15 protein-coding genes are annotated in these 20,669 nt (G+C 43.4%); 6 read left to right on the top strand and 9 right to left on the bottom strand.

The features are described from left to right. Positions 1–3: 3 nt before the first annotated feature. The 3 genes from AC1DVJ_RS09845 to AC1DVJ_RS09835 form a co-directional block, all read right to left on the bottom strand. Positions 4–2,181, bottom strand: a complete 2,178-nt coding sequence (locus AC1DVJ_RS09845) for a glycosyl hydrolase family 95 catalytic domain-containing protein (protein ID WP_477590302.1) — start codon at positions 2,179–2,181, stop codon at positions 4–6. A 135-nt stretch (positions 2,182–2,316) separates the two neighbouring features. Continuing rightward, complete coding sequence (locus AC1DVJ_RS09840) at positions 2,317–3,939, bottom strand: response regulator transcription factor (RefSeq protein ID WP_477590301.1); 1,623 nt, start codon at positions 3,937–3,939, stop codon at positions 2,317–2,319. Next, a complete protein-coding gene (locus AC1DVJ_RS09835; protein WP_477590300.1) occupies positions 3,917–5,743 on the bottom strand; it encodes a sensor histidine kinase in 1,827 nt (608 codons plus the stop codon). Before AC1DVJ_RS09835 ends, AC1DVJ_RS09840 begins: the two co-directional genes overlap by 23 nt. A gap of 66 nt (positions 5,744–5,809) precedes the next feature. On the opposite strand from AC1DVJ_RS09835, the gene AC1DVJ_RS09830 reads away from it, so the two are divergent. Then, positions 5,810–7,273: an ABC transporter substrate-binding protein gene (locus tag AC1DVJ_RS09830; RefSeq protein WP_477590298.1), complete on the top strand. Its 1,464-nt coding sequence runs from the start codon at positions 5,810–5,812 to the stop codon at positions 7,271–7,273. Between the two features lie 70 nt (positions 7,274–7,343). Here the strand turns inward: AC1DVJ_RS09830 and AC1DVJ_RS09825 are convergent, their stop codons facing one another. Continuing rightward, entirely contained in the window at positions 7,344–8,672 is a 1,329-nt protein-coding gene (locus AC1DVJ_RS09825) for an IS3 family transposase (RefSeq protein ID WP_477590297.1), read from the bottom strand. 481 nt (positions 8,673–9,153) lie between these two features. Between AC1DVJ_RS09825 and AC1DVJ_RS09820 the strand changes: the two genes are divergently transcribed. Further along, a complete protein-coding gene (locus AC1DVJ_RS09820) occupies positions 9,154–9,768 on the top strand; it encodes an SGNH/GDSL hydrolase family protein (RefSeq protein WP_477590296.1) in 615 nt (204 codons plus the stop codon). A 263-nt stretch (positions 9,769–10,031) separates the two neighbouring features. On the opposite strand, the gene AC1DVJ_RS09815 is transcribed toward AC1DVJ_RS09820, so the two are convergent. Next, the gene (locus AC1DVJ_RS09815) at positions 10,032–13,484 is read right to left on the bottom strand and encodes a discoidin domain-containing protein (protein WP_477590294.1); all 3,453 of its coding nucleotides are present in this window, start codon (positions 13,482–13,484) and stop codon (positions 10,032–10,034) included. A gap of 333 nt (positions 13,485–13,817) precedes the next feature. Here AC1DVJ_RS09815 and AC1DVJ_RS09810 point away from each other — a divergent pair, with 333 nt between their 5' ends. Next, entirely contained in the window at positions 13,818–14,858 is a 1,041-nt protein-coding gene (locus AC1DVJ_RS09810; protein WP_477590292.1) for an IS110 family RNA-guided transposase, read from the top strand. Positions 14,859–14,935: 77 nt separating this feature from the next. On the opposite strand, the gene AC1DVJ_RS09805 is transcribed toward AC1DVJ_RS09810, so the two are convergent. The 4 genes from AC1DVJ_RS09805 to AC1DVJ_RS09790 all read right to left on the bottom strand — a co-directional run bounded on the left by AC1DVJ_RS09805 (position 14,936) and on the right by AC1DVJ_RS09790 (position 17,742). Beyond that, positions 14,936–15,175 (bottom strand): hypothetical protein, encoded by a 240-nt coding sequence (locus AC1DVJ_RS09805; RefSeq protein ID WP_477590290.1) that lies wholly within the window; start codon positions 15,173–15,175, stop codon positions 14,936–14,938. A 341-nt stretch (positions 15,176–15,516) separates the two neighbouring features. Beyond that, the gene (locus AC1DVJ_RS09800) at positions 15,517–16,317 is read right to left on the bottom strand and encodes a hypothetical protein (RefSeq protein WP_477590288.1); all 801 of its coding nucleotides are present in this window, start codon (positions 16,315–16,317) and stop codon (positions 15,517–15,519) included. Between the two features lie 5 nt (positions 16,318–16,322). Then, positions 16,323–16,658 carry a hypothetical protein gene (locus AC1DVJ_RS09795; RefSeq protein WP_477590286.1) on the bottom strand — a complete coding sequence of 112 codons (336 nt, stop codon included), beginning with the start codon at positions 16,656–16,658 and terminating at the stop codon, positions 16,323–16,325. 160 nt (positions 16,659–16,818) lie between these two features. After that, a complete protein-coding gene (locus AC1DVJ_RS09790) occupies positions 16,819–17,742 on the bottom strand; it encodes a Mu transposase C-terminal domain-containing protein (protein ID WP_477590285.1) in 924 nt (307 codons plus the stop codon). Between the two features lie 102 nt (positions 17,743–17,844). Between AC1DVJ_RS09790 and AC1DVJ_RS09785 the strand changes: the two genes are divergently transcribed. The 3 genes from AC1DVJ_RS09785 to AC1DVJ_RS09775 are packed head-to-tail and all read left to right on the top strand — an operon-like array spanning position 17,845 to position 20,659. After that, positions 17,845–18,864, top strand: coding sequence for a GntR family transcriptional regulator (locus AC1DVJ_RS09785; protein ID WP_477590284.1), 1,020 nt, complete (start codon positions 17,845–17,847; stop codon positions 18,862–18,864). Between the two features lie 16 nt (positions 18,865–18,880). Further along, entirely contained in the window at positions 18,881–20,359 is a 1,479-nt protein-coding gene (locus AC1DVJ_RS09780; protein WP_477590283.1) for an alpha-N-arabinofuranosidase, read from the top strand. 12 nt (positions 20,360–20,371) lie between these two features. Continuing rightward, the gene (locus AC1DVJ_RS09775) at positions 20,372–20,659 is read left to right on the top strand and encodes a DUF6171 family protein (protein WP_477590281.1); all 288 of its coding nucleotides are present in this window, start codon (positions 20,372–20,374) and stop codon (positions 20,657–20,659) included. Positions 20,660–20,669: the final 10 nt, after the last annotated feature.

Raw genomic sequence — 20,669 nt, 5'->3', positions numbered from 1 at the left:
GATTTATGAACTTTGTAAGCGGTAAAGCTTGCCTTCTTCGGTAGCGAAAGTGATGATGTTTCCTTCCTGCTTCCAATCGATTTCTTTTCGCTGATCGCCATCTATTTCCGCGACACTGACTTCTTCATTAGGCCAAGGTTGTAAGACGCGGCACGTTCTGCCCCTCTCGCTAACAATGTCAACGTACCTTACCGTTTCATCCGATAGCTCGCTTGAAACAACGAAGGCCCCATAGGCTCGTAAATTCATAAAGCGGGCATCTCTTGCTTTAGGCCAAACAGGGAACAGCCTTAGAACATGCTCATGGCTTTGCAGCAGCATCTCGTTAATCGTCGATGGTACTCCGCTGCAACACTCGATTCCGCCTCCTCCGAAGTAGATAAACAGATTGGGGAGGCTATGCTCCATGCACTGGCGACGAAGTTGGTTCATGATGATTTCGGGATCATAGCCAACGCGTACCGCAGCGGTAAAAATCGTGGCAAATCCATTAAAATCCGTCCAACGATTCATTTCGGTAATGGTAGTATTTGCAATTTCCAGCAGCCGTGGATCAGAATCGAGACCGATCGCTCCGGCGGGCCAAATCGGGTAAATGGCCACAGTATTGCCATCACACCAATCGCGTCCTTGCTCCGTTAACCTGAATATCGTTTTTCCATTGCGTTCATACGTTGGAAAATCACTCATATGCTCCAAGATGTGCGTCCATTTTTCCCGACGATTCGCGTCAAGGCCCAGCTCTTGAGAAATATCCAGCAGCCCCTTAAATACCGTTCGGACTACCCCTAACGAAAGAATGGGATTCATGTCCTCGAACTCCTGCAGCGAATCTTCATTAAAGTATTCGTCCGACCATGTCGCGACTTCATGCACGGCATCTCGATAAATGACATATCTGTTATCTTCGAACGTCAGATAATCCTCCCAAAAATTCGCAACCTCGATCAGATAGGGATAAGCAACTTGACTCGCATAGTGCAAATCATAGGTAGAATAAAAACGCATCAGCATGTTTACCGCAGCGAGAGCTGCATTGCTTTTCTGTCCTTCAAACAAATGACCATTCTCGTATTTCATGCATGCTTGCGTAGTAGACTTCGAAGTAGAAAATCCTTTTGGCCCTATTCCAACATCGTAGTAGATACCTTTGCATCCTAAAAATTGCTCGGCATGCCTCTTGCCGTTGGGCATATATTCCAACAATGGCATATCGTAAGGTTCGCTTAATTCAACATGATTGGACGAATAGACTCCCCACCACGGCGCTTCATAATTGTAGTTCAAGTGAAAATCTCCTGCCCATTCAGGGTTGTCGACGGTGATCCAACTGCCGAATAAACCCGGCGGGAAAAATTTGTTGCGACTGCAGGAAGCCATAAGGTAGTGGGAACCATACCAAAATTTCTCTAGTACCTCATCGCCGATCTCAATCGCTGATTTGGTCCAATATCGATCCCACCAGACTTCATGCTCCAAGTAAAGGCAATTAATTCGTTTCTCATCGCAAGCTTTTATTCTTCCAATCGTCTCTTGCAAATAGTCCACTGTGTCGTGATTTGTCAGTACATAACAAACGATGCACTTTTTTTCTCCAGGCTTTAATTGAAAGGAATTGCTACTATTTGTCAAGGAGCGCATAGCAATGGCACCTTCCGTTGGCCATTCCAAATCTACGCCGTTAAATTTTCGCGTCACCCATGTAACGTCCTCCTTGTTGCCGCGTTCGGTTTGGGATTCATGCCCGGTCTGAACCCACAGGTCCAACGCAACCGCGACGGCATTACCTTTGTTAGTTAACTCCAAGACCAGCATATTGTCCGTGGCCGATACCCAGGTTGCCAAGGTTACTGACGATTCGTCCCCTTGAAACGTTGACACGACTTTTGCCTCAAGCAACCGTTGCTCGCTATAATACGATGCCCTGGCCAATTCGGGGATATGAATGTCTATTCCCCCCATCAAGCAGGGACTTCCATTCGGATAGATCGGCTTTGTTTTCCAGAAATCCGTTTTCGATATCCATAACCTCTGTCTTTCAGGCGGTCCGCTCAGTACAACGCCGACATCTCCGTTTCCGATTAAAGGACCGTCGACGACTCTGTTTGAAGGTACGTTTTTGGGCGGCTCGCGAAAGATACCTTTAGACCTATCCAGTTGTTTTCTCCAATCCGTTACCACCTTTACACCTTCCTTTAGAAAACAAATTATGTATTGATTTTAATTTATCGCTGATGTTCAAGGAATAAAGATATCTATGATGAAATTAAATAATCTACGTTTTCAAACATGAATGCACGAAAAAAAGCTCCCGGATTATCCGGAAGTCTGTTGAACGAGCTCGCGATATTTTTGAGGGTGCATGCCGATCATTTTTTTGAATACGGTGCTGAAGTACGTGGCATTCTCGAATCCAACCATTTCGGAGATCTCTAGAATTTTTAAGTCTTGCGATTTGAGCAGCTCCTTGGCCGCTTCCATTCGCACCTTCGTGATGTATTCGGAAATCCCCTCTCCCGTTTCTTTTTTGAAAATGAGACTGATGTAATTCGGAGATAAATAGACTTCTTCTGCAAGCCGCGAAACGGTGATGTTATTCATATAAGATTGCGAAATGATCTCTTTCATTTTCTGCACAAGCTTACAGTTTTTATGGGTATACCTCTGAGAAAAGTGTTCCGTTAAGTCTCTGAAAAAAACAAGCAATACGCTCTTCAATTCGGAGGCATCACGATTATCATAAACCTCATGGATTACGGATGAAAGATGAGGCGCGATTTGCTGAATGTCTTCGCCGATTTCGTAGAAAATTCTGGATGCCATATTAATCAACTCAACGCAGATACTTTGCACGTAATCGATAGGCAGATCGCGGTTGGCGCAGAGCTTATTGAATATCTCTGCCACCATATCCTCCGCTTCCCCTATTCTCCCAAGCTTCATAAAATTGAGGAGCTTGCTTTCGGTTTCGTGAAGCTTCGGAAATACAATGGCATTGTTGCAAGGCCGGATGTCGTCGAATTGCAAAACGGAGCTTTTCCCAGTGTAAAATTTATACTTAATGGCCGTTTGCGCTTCTCGATAGGAGTCTTGCAATACAATACAGGATTGAACCGGATTTCCGATTCCGGCAGAGACGCTTATTTTCAAATACTTGTTGATGTTATCGCAGATTTCTTGGCATACGCTAGCCGGCAAACCGCTTCTCGATTCGGTATGATGGAAAACGACTACCGTCTCGTTCTCGTTCATACTAAAAGTGATGATGGCATTTGATCCGGCGATTTCCTCTGCAATGTTGAGCACGGAGAAGGACAACAATTGCCGATTCTCTTCGCTGTATCTTTCGATCGCTAATTCGTAATCGTCGATTTGCAGCACCGCTACCGACCAAAATTGTTGCCAATCGTGCTGAAACCCAAAAAAGTCCAGCTTATCTCGTGCTTCTTTCTCGTTGCCGTACATTCCTTGCACCAGGTTGACCCAGAACTTTTCTCTGAGCAAAGGCATGCTCTCTTGCAGTTGTCGCTTCAGCTTCTCGTTGTTTTCCTCTTGGTTACGCTCCATGTAGATGGAGGCGACGAGTTTGCGAAACGTCTCTTCGAGTTCGGGGATTTTGATCGGCTTTAGAATATATCCGTCCGCGTTAATGCTGAGCGCGGTTTTCGCATAGTTGAAGTCCTGCGCTCCGCTAATGAAAACGATGCGGAGAGGAATTTCCAATTCTTTCAGCTTAAGTCCGGCCTCTAATCCATTCATGAGAGGCATGCGGATATCCGTCAGCAAGATATCTGGCCTTAGCTCACTGCAAAGCTCGTATGCCTCTTGACCATCCGCTGAGAGCCCGATGATCTCGATGCCGAGCTCCTCCCACTTGACCAGGTCCTTTAAACCTTCCCTGACATTATATTCATCATCAGCGATGATCATCTTCAACATTGTCGTTTACCTCCTCGAGGGTTGTCGTCGCAGGCAATATCACCGTTACGACCAAACCAGGCTCCGCTTTGTTGCGGTATCGGATACCGAATTGCTCGCCGAAAACTTGCTTAACACGCTGGTCCACGTTGAAGATGCCGAACGACTTGTCTTGGTTACCCTCGTCTCGCAACATCTCGTTCAGTTGACTTGCATTCGCGCCGACACCGTTATCCTCAACTTCGATTTCGATACGATCTGCTATTTTTCGTGCTTGGATTCTGATAAATCCTTTCCCTGGCCTTCTTTCGATACCATGAATAAGGGCATTCTCGACAAGCGGCTGCAAAATCAGCTTAACAGCAATATGTCTGCATACTTCGGGCTCTGCCACAATCTCGTAATCGAGCCGTTCCTTAAAGCGAACCTTCTGAATCGACAAATAACTTTCGACTTGACGAAGCTCGTCTTCAATCACAATGATGTTTTTCCCTTTATTTAAGCTATATCTGAAGAAGTCCGAGAGAGAAGTCACCATATGGCTGACTTCCGGCACCTTATGCCGAAGCGCAATCCAATTAATAGAATCCAAGGTATTATAGAGGAAATGCGGATTGATTTGCGCTTGAAGTGCCTTCAGTTCAGCTTCTTTCTTCTTGTTCTCGCTGAAATAAAGCTTCTTGATCAGTTCCTTGGTTTGCCGTAACATAATATTGTACTGGCTAAAGAGTTGAGTGAATTCGTCTTTCCGATTGTACCGGATTCGAATGTCATAGTTTCCTTCCTGAGCATACGACATTGATTTGATGAACATACGGATCGGATTCGTAATGCTATTCGACAAAATCACGGCAATAATAGCGGCGAGTAGCATACACAAGGCTAGCACGATATACATCGTCCGCCTGAAAGCAGTTAGTTTGCCGTTTAAATCTCCGATAGGGGATATGGAGACGATTGTCCAACCAAGGGATCCGATCCCTTTATAAGAGACAAGCATCAGTCTTCCGGAAATCGATTGTTCGAATGCGCCCGATGTTCCTTCCCTTTGAAATATCCCCTGGACGTAATGAACGTTCGCCATACTCTTGCCTATCGATGATGTATCGGGACTGACCAATATGTTACGCTGAGAATCAAGAATCATGACCGAGCTATTAACGGAAGGCTTGAGCTGATTGAGAACGCTTACAAAATCGCTGATGTTGGCGTCGATCGTAAGCACTCCCGCGAAAGGAATCGAAATATTCTTTAATCCGAACAATCGCTTCGTAAGCCTTAATGAATATGCCTTTCCATTCACTGAAGAAGTCACATGCGGACCGCTGATCGAATATTGCGCCTTGGGAGGAATTTGCGTGTACCATTTCTCTTTTTCGATTTCGGTGATAGACGTAACGTTGCGGGAGAAATTATATTGTTTGAACTCCGACCTGTTCAGCATATAAAGAATCGGGACGAATGGCGTTCTGGGTCGATTAGGCAAATCATAGCTATTAATGATTTTATTTAACTCAGCCAACTCATTCACGAACCCGATTCGATCTGTTGGGCGTTCGTAAGATAAACGGTCGATCATGTCCGGATTCATATAAATCGAATTCGCGACCCCATCCATTTCATCAATTTTTTTAAGAATCACCGTTTCTACCATATTAAGGTTGGTTTGAACTGAAGTATTGATATTATCCGTTATGGTATAATATGACTGATTATAGATTGTGACCGAGATGATCAACGTAGGCAAGATGACTAGCATCAAGAAATAGAATAGAAGCCTGTATTTGAGACTGATTCCATTGAATCCTGCTAATCTGGGGAGCATGGCGTTCCGCCTCCTTATACAAGCTAAAATGGTGGGTTATTATCATTATAAGGAGGCCGGGTTGCTTTGAAAAGAACTTTTAAAAATTCGCAGAAATACCTAGTTTCCCTCATGGTTCTCGTCGCGCTCATGGGCTGCAGCGTCGGCGGTACTTCTCGATCTCCAGTCTTGGAGGCTGAAGAAAAGCCAATTACTACGATATCTTTGGCCATACAAGCCATCCAACCGGTAGGGGAAATCGAACGCCAAATCGCCGAATTTAATGCTTCCCATTCGGAATGGAAAATAAAACTCATCATTGTACCCCGCGATAACTACGATGTAACGCTGAATCGCATGATGACTTCGGGCGAAGGCCCCGACGTATTTCAATTGAATACGCTTTGGCTAACAACATACATGAATAAAAATTGGCTGCTCGATTTATCGAAGGAAAACATCGGAAGCCCTTCCTATCCCGATTGGGCGACCGATTATACGAAACAAAAAAACGGCAGTTACTTCGCAATCCCATCTGGCATGAACACGCTTCGGCTCATCTATAACAAAGATCTTCTTGCCGGCGCCGGTTGCGATGCGATTCATCCGCCCGCTACTTTATCGGAACTCAAGGAATGCGCAATAAAAATTTCCGCTGCAGGCAACGGGTACAGTAGATACGGATTTGCACTTGCCGGGGGAGATGACGAAGCCGGGTTTCGCCGGCCTTTGGAAATTGCGGGTACGCTCAGCGGTGTTTATTATTATAATTTTCGTAAGGGAGTATTCGATTTTTCAGTTTATGAATCCTGGTTCAAGACGATGCTCGAGATGAAAAAGGACGGCGGTCTGTTTCCCGGGGAATTGGCACTTAAGAACGATACAGCCCTATCCCAGTTCGCTGAAGGAAATATCGGGATGATGTATGCGACAAATCATGATTTCGCTCAGCTAATTCGAATGAACCGAATATCGTTCTCATGGGGAGTCGCGAATCCCCCCCTGCTAGATGCCTCCGATAAAGGGAAAGGAAAACTCATGACCGATCTCGAGGCTCCTTACGTCATTAATTCGTCAACGGAGCATAAACAAGAAGCCGAAGAACTTTGGCAGTTTCTCCATTCGAGCGAATTTCAAGGCGCGTTATTCGAGCAAGTCGATTTGATCCCGACTCGTCGCTATGTAACGGAATATTCGCCCAATATGTCGAAATTGCCTGATTTGAACGCGTTTCTCCCTTCAGCGGACGAATCCCCTTACCCAAAGGAACCCAAATTCGGATTAGCTAACTCCACTACATCGGCCTCCACCTCGATCTGGTCGGATGAAGCGCGGATTAAAACTTATAAAGAAATCATGCAAGGAATCAAGCAGCCCGAGACGGCGCTGAAGGAAATGACTGAACAATTCAACACCTCGCTCGAGTTGGCGATTTACAATCAATTCATCGGCGATGGCGAATACGTTTTCTCGAAGTTTGATCCTCTAGACCCTCTCAAGTATGCGAATACTCCTGATAATACCCGTAATAGACCGGTTTTTCTTCACTAAAGATAAGAAATCCCGTAAACACTGATCTGGACCCTTTGTCAAGGACACTTGAAAAAAACTCAGTTTAAATCTAGGCAGCTAACAATAGATGATTCCTGTATTGCACAGGGGTCATCTTTTCTAATCCCCATTGGTATCGATTATTGTTGTAGTAGCGGATGTAACCGTCAATCTTACGTTGTAGTTCTGCCAATGTTGGGCAGCTGCGATGGTCAACATGGTCCTTCATATGACCGTAAAACGACTCCTGTGGCGCATTGTCCCAGCAATTGCCTCGTCTAGACATCGATTGACCTAATCCCTTTTGCTTCAAAAGTTTTTGGTATTTAGGACTCGTATAATGACTTCCTTGATCCGAATGGATGAATGCTTTTTTGTGCAACTTCAATTTCCTTTGTTTCATGAGTGCCTCGATCGTGTCTGTAGCAATGTCTAACGTAAGGCTGTTGGATAGGTTGTAAGAAAGGATCTCACCTGTTGAAGCATCTAGTATGGTCGACAAATAAGCCGTCTCTGAGCGGCCGTATGGGAGGTAAGTGATGTCGGTGAGCAACGCAAGCCCAGGAACACCTTTTCTAAAATCACGATCTAAACTGTTGGGAAGTGTTCGATGTTCTTGAGTCGCCTTTGCCATACGTTTGTAAGGATTGGGGTTTCTATGAGGACAGACGAGGTCGAATTTCTTCATAAGCCTGCGGATTCTCTTCAAGTTGTAGATCACGCCAAACTCGTTCTCAAGCGCCATCTTTATTGAACGAGAACCCTTTTTAAAGCCCTTTCTATTGAAGGCTCTTTTGATCAGTTCTCCGGATTTGGCATCCGAAAGAGACCGCTCTTTACGGGTTTCTACGGCCTGGATGTGGTTGTAATAGCCTGAGCGAGATACGTGTAATAAATCGCAGAGGTAGCGAGTTGTACGTCCCAAACCCTGACCTACAGTCTCTTTAATTAGCTCAAATAACTTACTCTTACTTAAGTTCTTTCCCTTTGCTACCAGCAACCTTTCTTTCGTGTCTAGCTTTTTTAACAAATCCACCTGGGACTCAAGGAGTCTAATTCTTGCTTCCTGTCTTTCAATTACTTCATCCTTCGTTAGTTCACGCTTCAGAGGACGTCCAGAAGATTCCTTACGAGAGTCGGTTAATCCAATAATTCCGTCTTTCCCATATGCTTTTCTCCAACGCTTGGTACACTCTTTTAAATGGTGAATTCCAATTACGTTTACGTCAAACCCGTTAGCTTCAAAGATTTCTCTAGGGAGCTTACCTGCCATATATTGATCGATGAACAACTGTTTAAATTCATCCGCATAGGTTATTGCTTTATCACTAATCCTGATCACGTATTTATTCTTTGATAAGCTCATTTGGTCTTTTTCGCTAAAGATGTTCTTAGACATGGTGTAATCCCCTCCGGTGCTTACTCTAGTATACAAAAAAAAGCACCTTCAGTCTGAACACTTTTTCAAAGTGTCCAGACTGTGGGTACCAGTGTACATCTTCTGCATGTTTACTAACGGGTTCCGTTTTSRGGTGCAAAAATGAAAATGACAGTAGAATTGGCGTGCAAACTGGCAACAGTTTTGACACGCCTTTTTCGTTGTATTTACTGGGTTTARGGTATTCTCTTAAGAAAATTGACAGTTAATTGACATTTATATTTTAGTAGTCAATTAATTTATTGACTGTGTCAGTTGACTGTCAATTCGATTGCCAATTTCGGCGTCAATTTCCGTTATTGTTGGCGTCCTCGTTGCGCTAACGGCAGTTTAGCGTAATAAATTATGATGAATTAATAGAATTCAAGTTGTATAATTGTGATAAAACAAGTCAGTGATTAGTAAGAGATCGATCTATCACTCGAAAAGATGGAGGATGAAGATGGTTCAGCTTGAACAATATGAATGGTGCGATTTTTGGTGGCAAGAAGCACCTCAACAGAACAAAAAAAGAGTATTGTTGGTAGGAGATTCGATTTCGAGAGCTTATCGTCCTTATGTGAATGAGCAGCTTAAAGGTGAAATTTATGTGGATCAGCTTTCTTCGTCACGGGCATTGGATAATCCCGCCCTTTTAATGGAATTGGACTACATGCTTAAGCTAAACGAAAGTAATTATCAGGGTATTCATTTTAACAATGGTTTGCATGGTATGCATTTATCTGCGGATCAGTATGAGCATCATTTGGAGAAGGTGATTCAGCATATTATCGCTCAAATCGATGCTGAAAAAATGATTTTGGCATTCTCGACGCCAGTGACAATTACGGACGTTCCAACTGAATTAGACAGTAAATTAAATCAAATCGTCATCGATCGCAACAAAGCAATGGAACGATTAGCCCATAAATATCAATTGCAAATCAATGATTTATATACACCAATGCTTGGCAAAAGTGAATACAGGGTGAAGGATGGTTATCATTACAATGCGTTTGGTGATAAAGCATTAGCAGAAATTGTAGTAAGCTCAATATTAAAAAGTATGAATACATAAATGAAGCAAAGGATGCGATGGTTCAATCTTAACCGCCTTTTAATATGGGCGGTTTTCGCAAAAAAGGATGGCAAATTGCCATCCTTTTTTGTTACGTTTTGTGTCAAAACCACTGTCAATTTTTGCGTCAAAACGATTTTTGCACCTCAAAACGGAACCCGTTACATGTTTACGGGGTTTCTTTTTTCTTGACTATCGCGCCGCCCAACATTCAAAGCTGTTTATTGCCCGTACATACCCAATCATAGAAGGAGCTTTTTTAATCAAGGTCCAAATGCTTCTATTTCAGACAGCCCTACATTCGCCCCGCTGCCTCCGGATACCTGGAATTTAACCCAAGTAACAGTTTTACTAGGAAAGGTTACAGTTAATGCAGTACCATCATTGGGTATGCCGGTTACTGGAACCGACGATCCGTCACTAAATGTGAGTGTCCCTCCCAGAGCCCAGTCCACCGAATTGGGCCTGTCGTACAAGTTGATTTTGTTAATGGTTTGACTGCTGCTCCAATCCAGTTGTAACCATGGATTCAATTCATGCAGCGAAGCCCATTCCGTATTTGGAAGCCCATCAACAGCCTTTGAAGGAGTTAATGTGCCGTCATATTGCGAGGATCCTGTCACTGTAGCAATTTGGGCAAAGTCTACCGGTGCCAAATAGGCTTGAAGCTCAGACAATCCAACATTAGATCCACTGCCGCCCGACACCTGAAACTTGACCCATGTTACCGTTTTATTTGGAAAATAGATGATCTTTGGCGATCCGTCATTCGGTATTCCGGTGACAGTTATTGAGCTCCCGTCACTAAAGGTTAAAGTTCCTCCAGGCGCCCAGTCTACTGTATTCGGACGGTCGCTTAATACGATTTTGTTCATGGTCTGACTGGTGCTCCAATTTAACTTTAACCATGGATTGAGCTCATTTAGCGAAGCCCATTCCGTACTATAATTGCCATCAGTTGCTTTTGAAGGTGCCAAGCTGCTGCTATACTGCGAAGAACCAGTGACCGTAGAACCTAAAGCAAGATTCGGAGGAGCCGGTATTGCATCCGTATTATATATCTTAACTTCCGATAGTCCTACATTTGCTCCACTTCCGCCAGATACCTGAAATTTAACCCATGCAACACTCTTCGTCGGGAAGGTTATTTCCTTTCCGGTCCCATCCATAGGTATGCCTGTAACTGTGATTTGGCTTCCATCACTAAAGGTCAAAGTTCCTCCATTTGCTTGGTCTATTAAATTGTTCCTGTCGAACAGAGTAATCGTATTTATTATCTGAGGAGTTGACCAATTAAGCTTTATCCAAGGATTAAGCTCACTACTCGAAATCCATTCACTGATATCTGAACCGTCAATGGCATTGGATGGAACAAAACTGCTGCTATTTTGGCTGGATGCCGTAGCAGTAGCCTGTGAAGCTATGTTAATAGGTGTACTTGTACTCATAGGTTGATTCATTAGATTTGTTATCGTTGTATAGCTTATTCCATCAGGTGCAATATGAATGGTTTCATTTACTGATGTAGTAATAGTAATAGTGCTGCCGGACAATGTCCCCGAATCAGTACCATTTCTGTAAATATGCAATGTTTGCCCAGGCCAAGGGTTTTCAAAAGTAAAGTCTCTGCCCTTTTCACTGATGATTCTCAAATACTGTACCTGGTTGGTTCTAATGTCGCTTGAAATCAGGAACGCCCCGTCCGCTCTTAAATCTCCGAATTTTCCATTTGTGTATCTTGGCCAGTTTGGAAACACTTTCACTGTCCCCTGGAAGGATTGGAGCAGCATTTCGCTAATTGTTGCTGGAACACCGTTAAGATTCTCTATTCCCCCGCCTGTGGTATGGATATGAAAGTTATTGTAGCTTTTGGATTGCACATAAGATGTCAATTGGCCGAGGATGCCATCCGGATTATAGGCTACTCTTGCAGCCGCAGGGTAGATCAAAAGGTTGTTCCAGCCTTGCAGCACACCTACTGTATTTTTTGCAGTCTGCAAAAGCGTAGGATCACTGTATAAGCCGATCTGATTGCCAGGATAGATTGGCATGGTTGGGATGCCGCTTGGAGTCCAACCTCTTCCAACCTCGGTCACATTGAAAACCGTTACATTTTGCTGTGTCGTTGTAGGATAATTGCTCAAATTGCTTACTATATTCTGCCAGGTTGTACGCAATGTGGCATCTACATTTAAAGTCGTGCTAATATCGATGCAGCCCTGCAGCACGTAGCGTATGAAACCAAGAGACATAACACCGTTTGTCTGCGGATAAGCATCTCCTTCAAACTGAGCATCATTCTGATCCACATATCTTGTGCCATCCCAATACAAATAGTTCTGCCAAAAAGCTGCGACTTGTTTAAGGTAAGCATATATGCTGTTCGCATAGGTTGCATCATAGGTAGCATAAAAGTGCATGAGCATATCCGTCGCGGCAAATGCGGCATTCGACTTTTGATTCCAGAATGCCTTATCCGCAGAACCGTTCGGAAGCGGACCGATTGCAACCCCATAATATACACCACTGAAGCCGTTTGAGGTTGCTGCCGACTGCCCGTTCGGTATCCAATCCAGAACAGGTTTGTCGTAGGCATCTGCTAGCTCTGTATGGTTTGTAGGCATTGCGAAATAGAATGGCGTCTCATAGTTATAATTCGTATGGTAATCCCCATACCAGTTATTATAGACGCCGGGAGTCGCACTCCAGTTGGCCCAAAGTCCGGGAGCTGTCTCACCGGTCCTGGAGCTGCTTGCCAGTAAATACAATGAACCATAAAAAGATTTTTCTAATGTTTTGTTCGGTATTTCAACAAAGGACTTGCCCCAGAAGTTATCCCACCAGCCTTGATGGGAAGTTTTCAAGGTATCAACATTCGTCTGCGCTTTCGTACTAATGTTACTGATTGCAAGACTTTGATAGTTGGAGTCATCATAATTGCTCATAATGCATGTTGCTAATGTGTAGGTATTCCCGGGCTGCAATGTAAAATTCAACGTGTTATTCGTTATGGTTCCTGTTGTACCTATTATTCTTGTTGCAACTCTAACCTTGTGTGTTGCATATCCGCTAACCGTATCCGTGCTATCTCCTTGAACGTCAATGTATAGTACGTCGCCTGATGAACTGACGCTTTTGGGATAAGTATTTCCATTGCCCTGTGCAAGGGACACGGCCACATTTTGGCTTGTGGTTCCTGTATAAGTGAATTTTGTAAAATACATGTTGTTTGTTGTATCGGTTGCCTGCACCCAGCTTGCTGTATTTATTGTGTTTCCGCTATACGTGAAAGTGCCATCCAATTCGGCATTGGCAATATTTTGCTCCATGTAATAGGAAGCTCCCGCCATCCCCGGGATCGAAAACGATAACCTCGCCATGGACATTACATTTCCTCCGCTTAGCGACCAAAACTCGTTTTTCCCGATGATATTTACCATGGAGTCAATATTTTTTACAAGCGTAACGCCGACGTCTCCATTTCCAAGCAGCGGTGAGTCGGGTGTCATTGTGTAGTTATCATTTGTTGGCGCTGAAGTCCATACTCCCTTATATTGCTGCACAATTCTTTGGGCGTTGTTTTGAGTTATAGTATCTGCATATGCTTTTGATTTTTCAGAAGGCAATATTGTAATAACAAAAGTAAGTATTAGAGCTAAACATAGCTGAAGGACCATCAGTTTTCTTAAGCTTTTGCGATAAGAATGAACTAACATAATTTGTACCTCCTACAATTTTGTTAAGCGCTTTCACTTCACTTTAACAAATCTAGCTTTTTTATCACGTACTTTGTCTGCTATCCCTTCCCCGGAGCATCCGACATAAGCACGTTTCGGCTCGTCTATAACAAAGATCTTCTTGCTGGCGCCGTTTGAAATTTCTTCGTCTCCCCAGGCAAGTCACTTGATCCCCCCTTTGCCAATGCGCCGATGGTCTAATTTGATACTAGTCTCTAACTGATTAGCAGGGAATAAAAATATCTATGATGAAATTAAATAATCAACAATTTTTAACAAGAATGAACGGAAAAAGGCTTCCAGATGCACGGCATGAATGACGTCGTTGTGGGTATGGAGAGCACCGGTCACTACTGGTTCAATATTGCCAACTGGTTGGTGGATCAGGGCATTGATGTGGCTCTTGTCAATCCAATGACAACAAAACGCAATAAGGAAAACAGAGATAACTCACCTTCCAAGAACGACCCAAAAGATGCTCTGGTCATCGCCGATGCGGTGAGCCGTGGGTTCTACACGCCCTTCTCTCCAAAGGATGAAGCATTCCGTCGCATCAGAGAGCACTGGGTGGTTAAATCAGGAAGGACTAAGAATAGAATCCACCGCTGGCTTGATATCCGGTTTCCAGAATACAGACAAGCATTTGATGATATTTTTAGCGATCGATCGTTAGCCACTTTGCGCCGGTTTCCAGCCCCTTCTGACCTATTGCAGCTAACTCCGGAGCAAATGGTACATATCTGGGGTGAATATATGGCCAGACCAGGCGGAGTGCGAGGCAAAAACAAGGCCTTGGAACTTCAATCACTCGCTAGACATAGCGTGGGAGACACTACTGCCCTTGAAGAAGACAAATGGGAGCTAAGGCACCTCATCGAAGAGTATGATAGGATCTGCCGAATTATTGACGAAGTGGACGAGATGATTGAAAAGATACTGCCTGAAATTCCTTGTTCTGATCTCGTTCGATCTGTCGGTACTTCCGTTCCAGCAACCGCTGCCATATTGGCATTTGGCGGGGACTTACGTAAGCTGTCTCACGGAAATCAATTACTACGCAAGGCAGGATTGAACTTAGCAGAACGAAGTTCTGGCAAATATAAGGGGCAAATTAAGCTCACCAAGCGAGGCAACTCACTACTGCGCAAACATCTCTACTTCATTGTATTTCACCTGTTATCTTTCAATGAAGCGTTCCAAGCCATGCATGCGCACAATACCGAAGTGAAAAGAATGACGAAAATGCAGTCCATGATGAAGCTGATTGGGAAACTGGCCCGGATGCTTGTAGCCATGGCAAAAGAAGGACAAACATTCTCCATAGATAAAGCACAACTACCGTTAGCAGCATAAAAAGTAAATCGTAACCCTGACACGTAAATTGGCTCATTCGCAGGATCTCACAAAGAAAGCACGGAGTACCGAGATTTTTACGCTTTAGGGCATAGACCCGTTCCGTTAACGTTGATCGGACTCCACACCTTGGATAGATAGGACGAAGGAATGTGAGGGCCAAGACCCGTCGAGATTTGGGAGAGTGAATCCCCAAGGACCTTGTGGAGAGAAGCGTGCAGCATACCATTTTTATGGAAGATTTTGTAAAGAAATTCAGCGCCTTCTGTTCCCGCATGCGCTCTAACGGAACTACCTGCCCCACAAGACCCGAACAACTGAACTCCTATTTACCATGCATATTGAAATCCTGCGAATGAGCGAGCATTCGTGAGAAAATCCTTATTCTATGAGGGAGCGTAACGATCGCTCCTGGATTAATGCTTTTTTTCTTCAGTCCGTAAAACAAAAGGATCTACATATTAGTTATGCATAATATGTAGATCCCTATATTTTAAACATTTTTTCTCAATCAAGGTCTTGATAATTTCCAGTCTAATACTTATTTTCATCGAACATCACCAGGCTCATTTTGATTTTGACCATTCCCTACTCCATAAATTACATTCATCTAACAATTTATCATAACTTAGAAATCTAAATAATATTCTCATAGATTTTATAGACTTAATTTAGATAATCGTTCTAATTTGGAGTGCCAATACAATCGTTTACTTTGCTCTTTTTCTAATGTTATCAAAAAGTACTTTCTTTGGATATCGGTAATCTTCCTGATCTTATTCAACTCAGATATCTTCAAAAAGCCTCTTGAAGTAAACTCAACTATTCTCTGTAAGTCCACTACTGCACACTTTAGGAGTGTCTCTTTATTTAGTTGTTCAAATACTTTATCCGGTTTATAACGTACAGACTGCTCTAACATTGATATAGTTCCCAGCTCAAACGAGACCGAATTAAATGAAGCTCCAGCGGCCAACTCTCTTTTACTTTCCCAAGCCTTCCTTAGAAACTCGGCTTCCAGAAATGCTTTCTTCCATAGCGCAACTTTATCTTCTAAATCCATTTCATTAATATTTTCGGAAAAAGTATTTTGATTAATTCCAGCTATCTTGCCTAATATATTTGGTGTATAACGTATGTACTTCTCTCCTAATTTTTGAAATGGTTTAAGCATTTGAAGCTCCTCGGCAGATAATAGCTTGCAATCTAATTGGGAAATGACAGGCAAAATCCCTAAATCATAAAGAAGCGAATTTAACTCCAAATAATCGTACTCATAAAGTTTGTTCGTTACAAATTCCCCAATAACCCCATGTTCTCTCCACATCATTCGCTTATTATTTAATCTATCTTGCTCATCACGTATAAGACTTTTTAACAACTTAAGATTCTCTACTTCATGCTTAAGTTTCGCATATGAACCATCAATAACGAACTTTTTCACCTCTTCTATACTCAAGCTCTTCAATTCCTTTCTATTGCATTCGGAGCTTTATTCTCAGTTGACTTGCTTATACATCTCCTAATCCTCTGAATCGTCTCGTCTTTAAAGTAATAGCGTTTCAAGCCGTCTTTCATTATTAAAGTAAAATCAGCTTTAATGTTATTACCTTCTAGAGTTCTCCAAAGCTTTTTTTCGCCAATTTTCAGTAACTTAATTACATCGCTAAACACATTGTATTCATTTTGCTGATTCAATTTAATCAATTCTAAGCAGTTCTCTAATTCTTTCTCTTCATAGTAATTATCAGCCAGTCTTTTATTCTGACCTAAACATACAGGAGTAAGTTTTCCAGACAAAGTGTATTTAATAATATCTAGAGTAGTTAAACTGGGTGCTCAACATACAAGTTCATAACACGTTCTTGAAAGCTTTTAAACACGTTCTCATTCTCTTCCATTAGTTAATGCTCCTTATCATTCTTTTATAAATTTACATCGTTTACATTGCAGAAGCCTACTAACTGTTACTTTTCTTTTCTTTGTTCAAATTAGCAAGTAGCTGTTGCCTTCTACTTAAAGGTGGCTTGGGAGCATCAATATGTGCAGGTGGTAAATTTACAGTGAGGTTAAACCCAGTTTTTAAAGCCAACCTTCTAATTGGCATATTAGTCTTAACCATAGCGTCATACTTTGTTGCCAATAGCTCTTTTCCTTTAATAATGTTTGCTGACCCTGGAATTTGTTGCTTAGTTATTTCCCCTTTTTCAATAAGAATCTTCCTAATAGTCTGGTACAGTTTCCTACTCATTCCTGCAACTTCGTCTGCTGGAGGACTTATTGAAGGCACTTCAATATATGACTTTGATTCAGGATCTAATAAATAAATCTTAGAAATATCCTCAATATCGAACTTAATCTTACAATTATTTTTCCGTTTATTACTTATAAATCTTGTTGTTTCAGGTGAAGCATATTTAATATTTTCTTCTCTTATTCCATCGTTTTTATACGACTTCATTGCTGAAGGGAGCAATTGAATCTTATAGTATGACTCATCCTCTTCTTTAATAAATGGAGGATTACCCATAATTTCTAAAGCTTGATAATATCTTGCGCATGGAGTATTGCATTCCAATGGAAGGCCTTGGTGAACGTCATGGTGGTAGATATCGGTTATATAGTGTACAAGTAGTTCTCGAAGATTGTTTAAAGTCAAAATGGCATTTTTAGCAGCTTCTTTACGTTCATTTTTATCATGATTAGTTTTATACCGGAAGCCGAGTAAATCCTCCAAAAACTCTTGATTTATTGTTCTAAAGTATCTTTCAATAATACCGCCATATCGAGGAGTAGCGATCGGCCGATAACGAACTTCTGAATGTAGCACATCTTCAATCATGCTTTTAACATAGGTGCTAGTAAAATCCGAACCGTTATCCATGTGGAAGCAAATTAAAATTGACTCCACCACATCCCGAGTGGTATCTTATTGGTATTACATAGAATTCAATTGGTATCACTCAGAATGGTGGTTTTTGGTCACATGGAGAAATCTCCTCTTATTAAAGAAAGACTTATCGAACAGCTTCGCATTCAAATTCAATCCTTACAAAAGGATCAGCTCGTCAAGATCCCATCGGAGCGCGATTTGGCCGAGAACTTCGAAGCTAGTCGGGTAAGTGTAAGAGCAGCGATCAAATCTCTGGTTCAAGAAGGCCTACTTGTCCAGTTACAAGGCAAAGGGACCTACATCGTTCCAGCGGTACTCTTAGACACGCTGTATGTCATGTGTTCACCAGATATTAAAGGGAATGACCCTTATTACACGAACTTCCTCGTGGAAATTACAAATTTAGCTGCGAAGCAAGCGATCAAGATTTCGATGGTGCACCCCGATCAACCAAGCGGAGCTTCACTTCCGAGCCCGCTCATTCTGATCGGACAGATGGATGACACACAATTAGATCGGCTCCATGCCGCATCGGGTCAGCTTTTCTCCATTCAGCGCTACGCCCATCGTGAGGATATCATCCAAATTTATTTCGATGATTATCGGATCGGGAGCAAAGCGGCCAAAACGCTGTACGATGCAGGACATCGCTCTTTCACCCTGCTGGCAGGGCCAGATAAATACGATTCCTCTCGGCTGCGTAAGCAAGGCTTCCTTGCATTTTGCCAGTCTAAGGACGCGAAAGTCCAAGTCATTACGGAGAAAATGAACTGGGAAGGCGGCCGACGAGCAGCGGATCAGCTGCTTACAGTTGAACTTCCGAATGCCATATTCGCCGTGAACGATTGGATGGCCGCCGGTTGCATGCAAGGCCTGCGAGAGAATGGCCGCTCCATTCCGGAGGATGCCTCCATCATTGGCTGTGATGATATTCCGCTTGCCGCGCAAATCTCACCAAGATTGACGACGTTTAGCTTGGATGCCAAGCATCTCGTCGAGGAACTGCTTTCCGCCATTCATCGCCACCACGCGCAAGCGTCTATCGCCAAGGAACAAATCATACTTTCGGCTGCTCTGATCAGTCGGGAGTCGATTTCAAATATGAATCACTAAGGAGTAGATACCATTCATGGCTAAGCTGACTATTCATGCCGATTCACCGCTACACACGATTAACCGAAATATTTATGGCCATTTTTCTGAGCACTTGGGGCGCTGTATTTATGAGGGCATATGGGTTGGACTCGACTCCCCGATCCCGAACACAGAAGGTATGCGTAACGATGTACTTGAAGCGCTGAAAAAGCTGCAAATTCCAGTTCTTCGCTGGCCTGGCGGCTGCTTCGCGGATGAATATCATTGGAAAGATGGCGTCGGTCCCGCTGAGAAACGCAAACGGATGATTAATACGCACTGGGGCGGTGTTCTTGAGAACAACCATTTCGGCACGCATGAATTTCTCCGTCTGTGTGAGTTAATCGGCGCTGAGCCTTATATTAGCGGGAATGTTGGAAGCGGTACCGTAGCCGAAATGTCGGAGTGGGTCGAATACATGACCTTCGACGGCGAGTCACCGATGGCGAACTGGCGTCAAGAGAACGGCCGTGAGAAGCCGTGGAAGCTTACATATTTTGGCGTGGGTAACGAGAATTGGGGCTGTGGCGGGGATATGCGTCCTGAGTACTACGCTGATTTGTATCGCAGATACGCTTGCTATGTAAGGAATTATGGGGATAATAAAATTTTCAAAATCGCCTGTGGCGCCAACAGCACTGATTACAATTGGACCGAAGTCTTGATGCGTGAAGCGACCAAATATATGGATGGCATCAGTCTTCATTACTACACGATTCCTACTGGTGTCTGGAAGGATAAAGGCTCAGCAACCGATTTTACGGAACAAGAATGGTTTTCAACTCTAGAGAAGACGCTTTACATGGATGAACTCATTACACGTCATTCCGAAATTATGAATACCTATGATCCTGACAAAAGAGTGGCCTTAATCGTGGACGAATGGGGCACATGGTACAATGTAGAGCCTGGCACGAATCCTGGCTTCCTCTATCAACAAAATACCATTCGCGACGCACTCATCGCTGGCATTAATTTAAACCTTTTCCATCAACACAGTGATCGTGTTCGTATGGCCAATATCGCTCAAGTCGTGAATGTGTTGCAATCGGTTATCCTTACAGAGGGTGCTGACATGCTGCTTACACCTACATATCATGTCTTCGACATGTACAAAGTGCATCAAGATGCTAGCCACATTGCGGTAGAAACAGACAGCCCGTCCTATACGATGGATGGCAAACAAATCAACCAACTTAGCGCATCCGCATCACGAAATGCAGATAATCAATTGCATATTTCTCTTTGTAATTTGCACCATGCCGAGCCGCTTGAGGTTCAATGCGATATTATAGGTACACTTTCGGGAACCATCTCAGGTTTAGTAATCACATCCGATACGCTGCAAGCGCATAATACCTTCGAGGATCCAGATAACGTGAAGTCACAACCTTTTACCGATTATCGAGTTGAAAATGACGTGCTGCTCGTTACCCTTCCTGCTCGCTCTGTGGTCACACTTTGTCTTACCTAGGAGCGCTTTAAGATGGATCATTTAGCTGAAAATAGAACAGATGTCGGATCAGATTGCAAAGGGTGTTCAGCCTCTGTTCACGTAACACCCGAAGAAATCGCCAAGCTTTTCGGTGAAACACTACGCGTGCGGAACTTGAAGCTGACGACCGAGGCGGAATATGACCGACGCATCGCGGTCTGCACAAGCTGCAGCGACTATCAATTGGGCACAACTTGCCGCCACTGCGGCTGTTTGATGGGCGTGAAGGCGAAGCTCAGCAGCGCTCGTTGCCCTTCTCCACACGGGAGTAAATGGTAGACACCTACAG

The sequence above is a fragment of the Paenibacillus sp. P4_A9 genome, from assembly GCF_056402415.1.
The sequence above is the reverse complement of the archived record's forward strand: the minus strand, read 5'-3'. Positions and strand labels throughout refer to the sequence as shown.

Excerpts from the sequence above, each read along its gene's own strand:
- AC1DVJ_RS09840 (WP_477590301.1), bottom strand. The coding sequence starts at position 3,939 with ATGTTGAAGATGATCATCGCTGATGATGAATATAATGTCAGGGAAGGT.
- AC1DVJ_RS09835 (WP_477590300.1), bottom strand. The coding sequence starts at position 5,743 with ATGCTCCCCAGATTAGCAGGATTCAATGGAATCAGTCTCAAATACAGG.
- AC1DVJ_RS09825 (WP_477590297.1), bottom strand. The coding sequence starts at position 8,672 with ATGTCTAAGAACATCTTTAGCGAAAAAGACCAAATGAGCTTATCAAAG.
- AC1DVJ_RS09820 (WP_477590296.1), top strand. The coding sequence starts at position 9,154 with ATGGTTCAGCTTGAACAATATGAATGGTGCGATTTTTGGTGGCAAGAA.
- AC1DVJ_RS09815 (WP_477590294.1), bottom strand. The coding sequence starts at position 13,484 with ATGTTAGTTCATTCTTATCGCAAAAGCTTAAGAAAACTGATGGTCCTT.
- AC1DVJ_RS09810 (WP_477590292.1), top strand. The coding sequence starts at position 13,818 with ATGAATGACGTCGTTGTGGGTATGGAGAGCACCGGTCACTACTGGTTC.
- AC1DVJ_RS09790 (WP_477590285.1), bottom strand. The coding sequence starts at position 17,742 with ATGGATAACGGTTCGGATTTTACTAGCACCTATGTTAAAAGCATGATT.
- AC1DVJ_RS09785 (WP_477590284.1), top strand. The coding sequence starts at position 17,845 with ATGGAGAAATCTCCTCTTATTAAAGAAAGACTTATCGAACAGCTTCGC.
- AC1DVJ_RS09780 (WP_477590283.1), top strand. The coding sequence starts at position 18,881 with ATGGCTAAGCTGACTATTCATGCCGATTCACCGCTACACACGATTAAC.
- AC1DVJ_RS09775 (WP_477590281.1), top strand. The coding sequence starts at position 20,372 with ATGGATCATTTAGCTGAAAATAGAACAGATGTCGGATCAGATTGCAAA.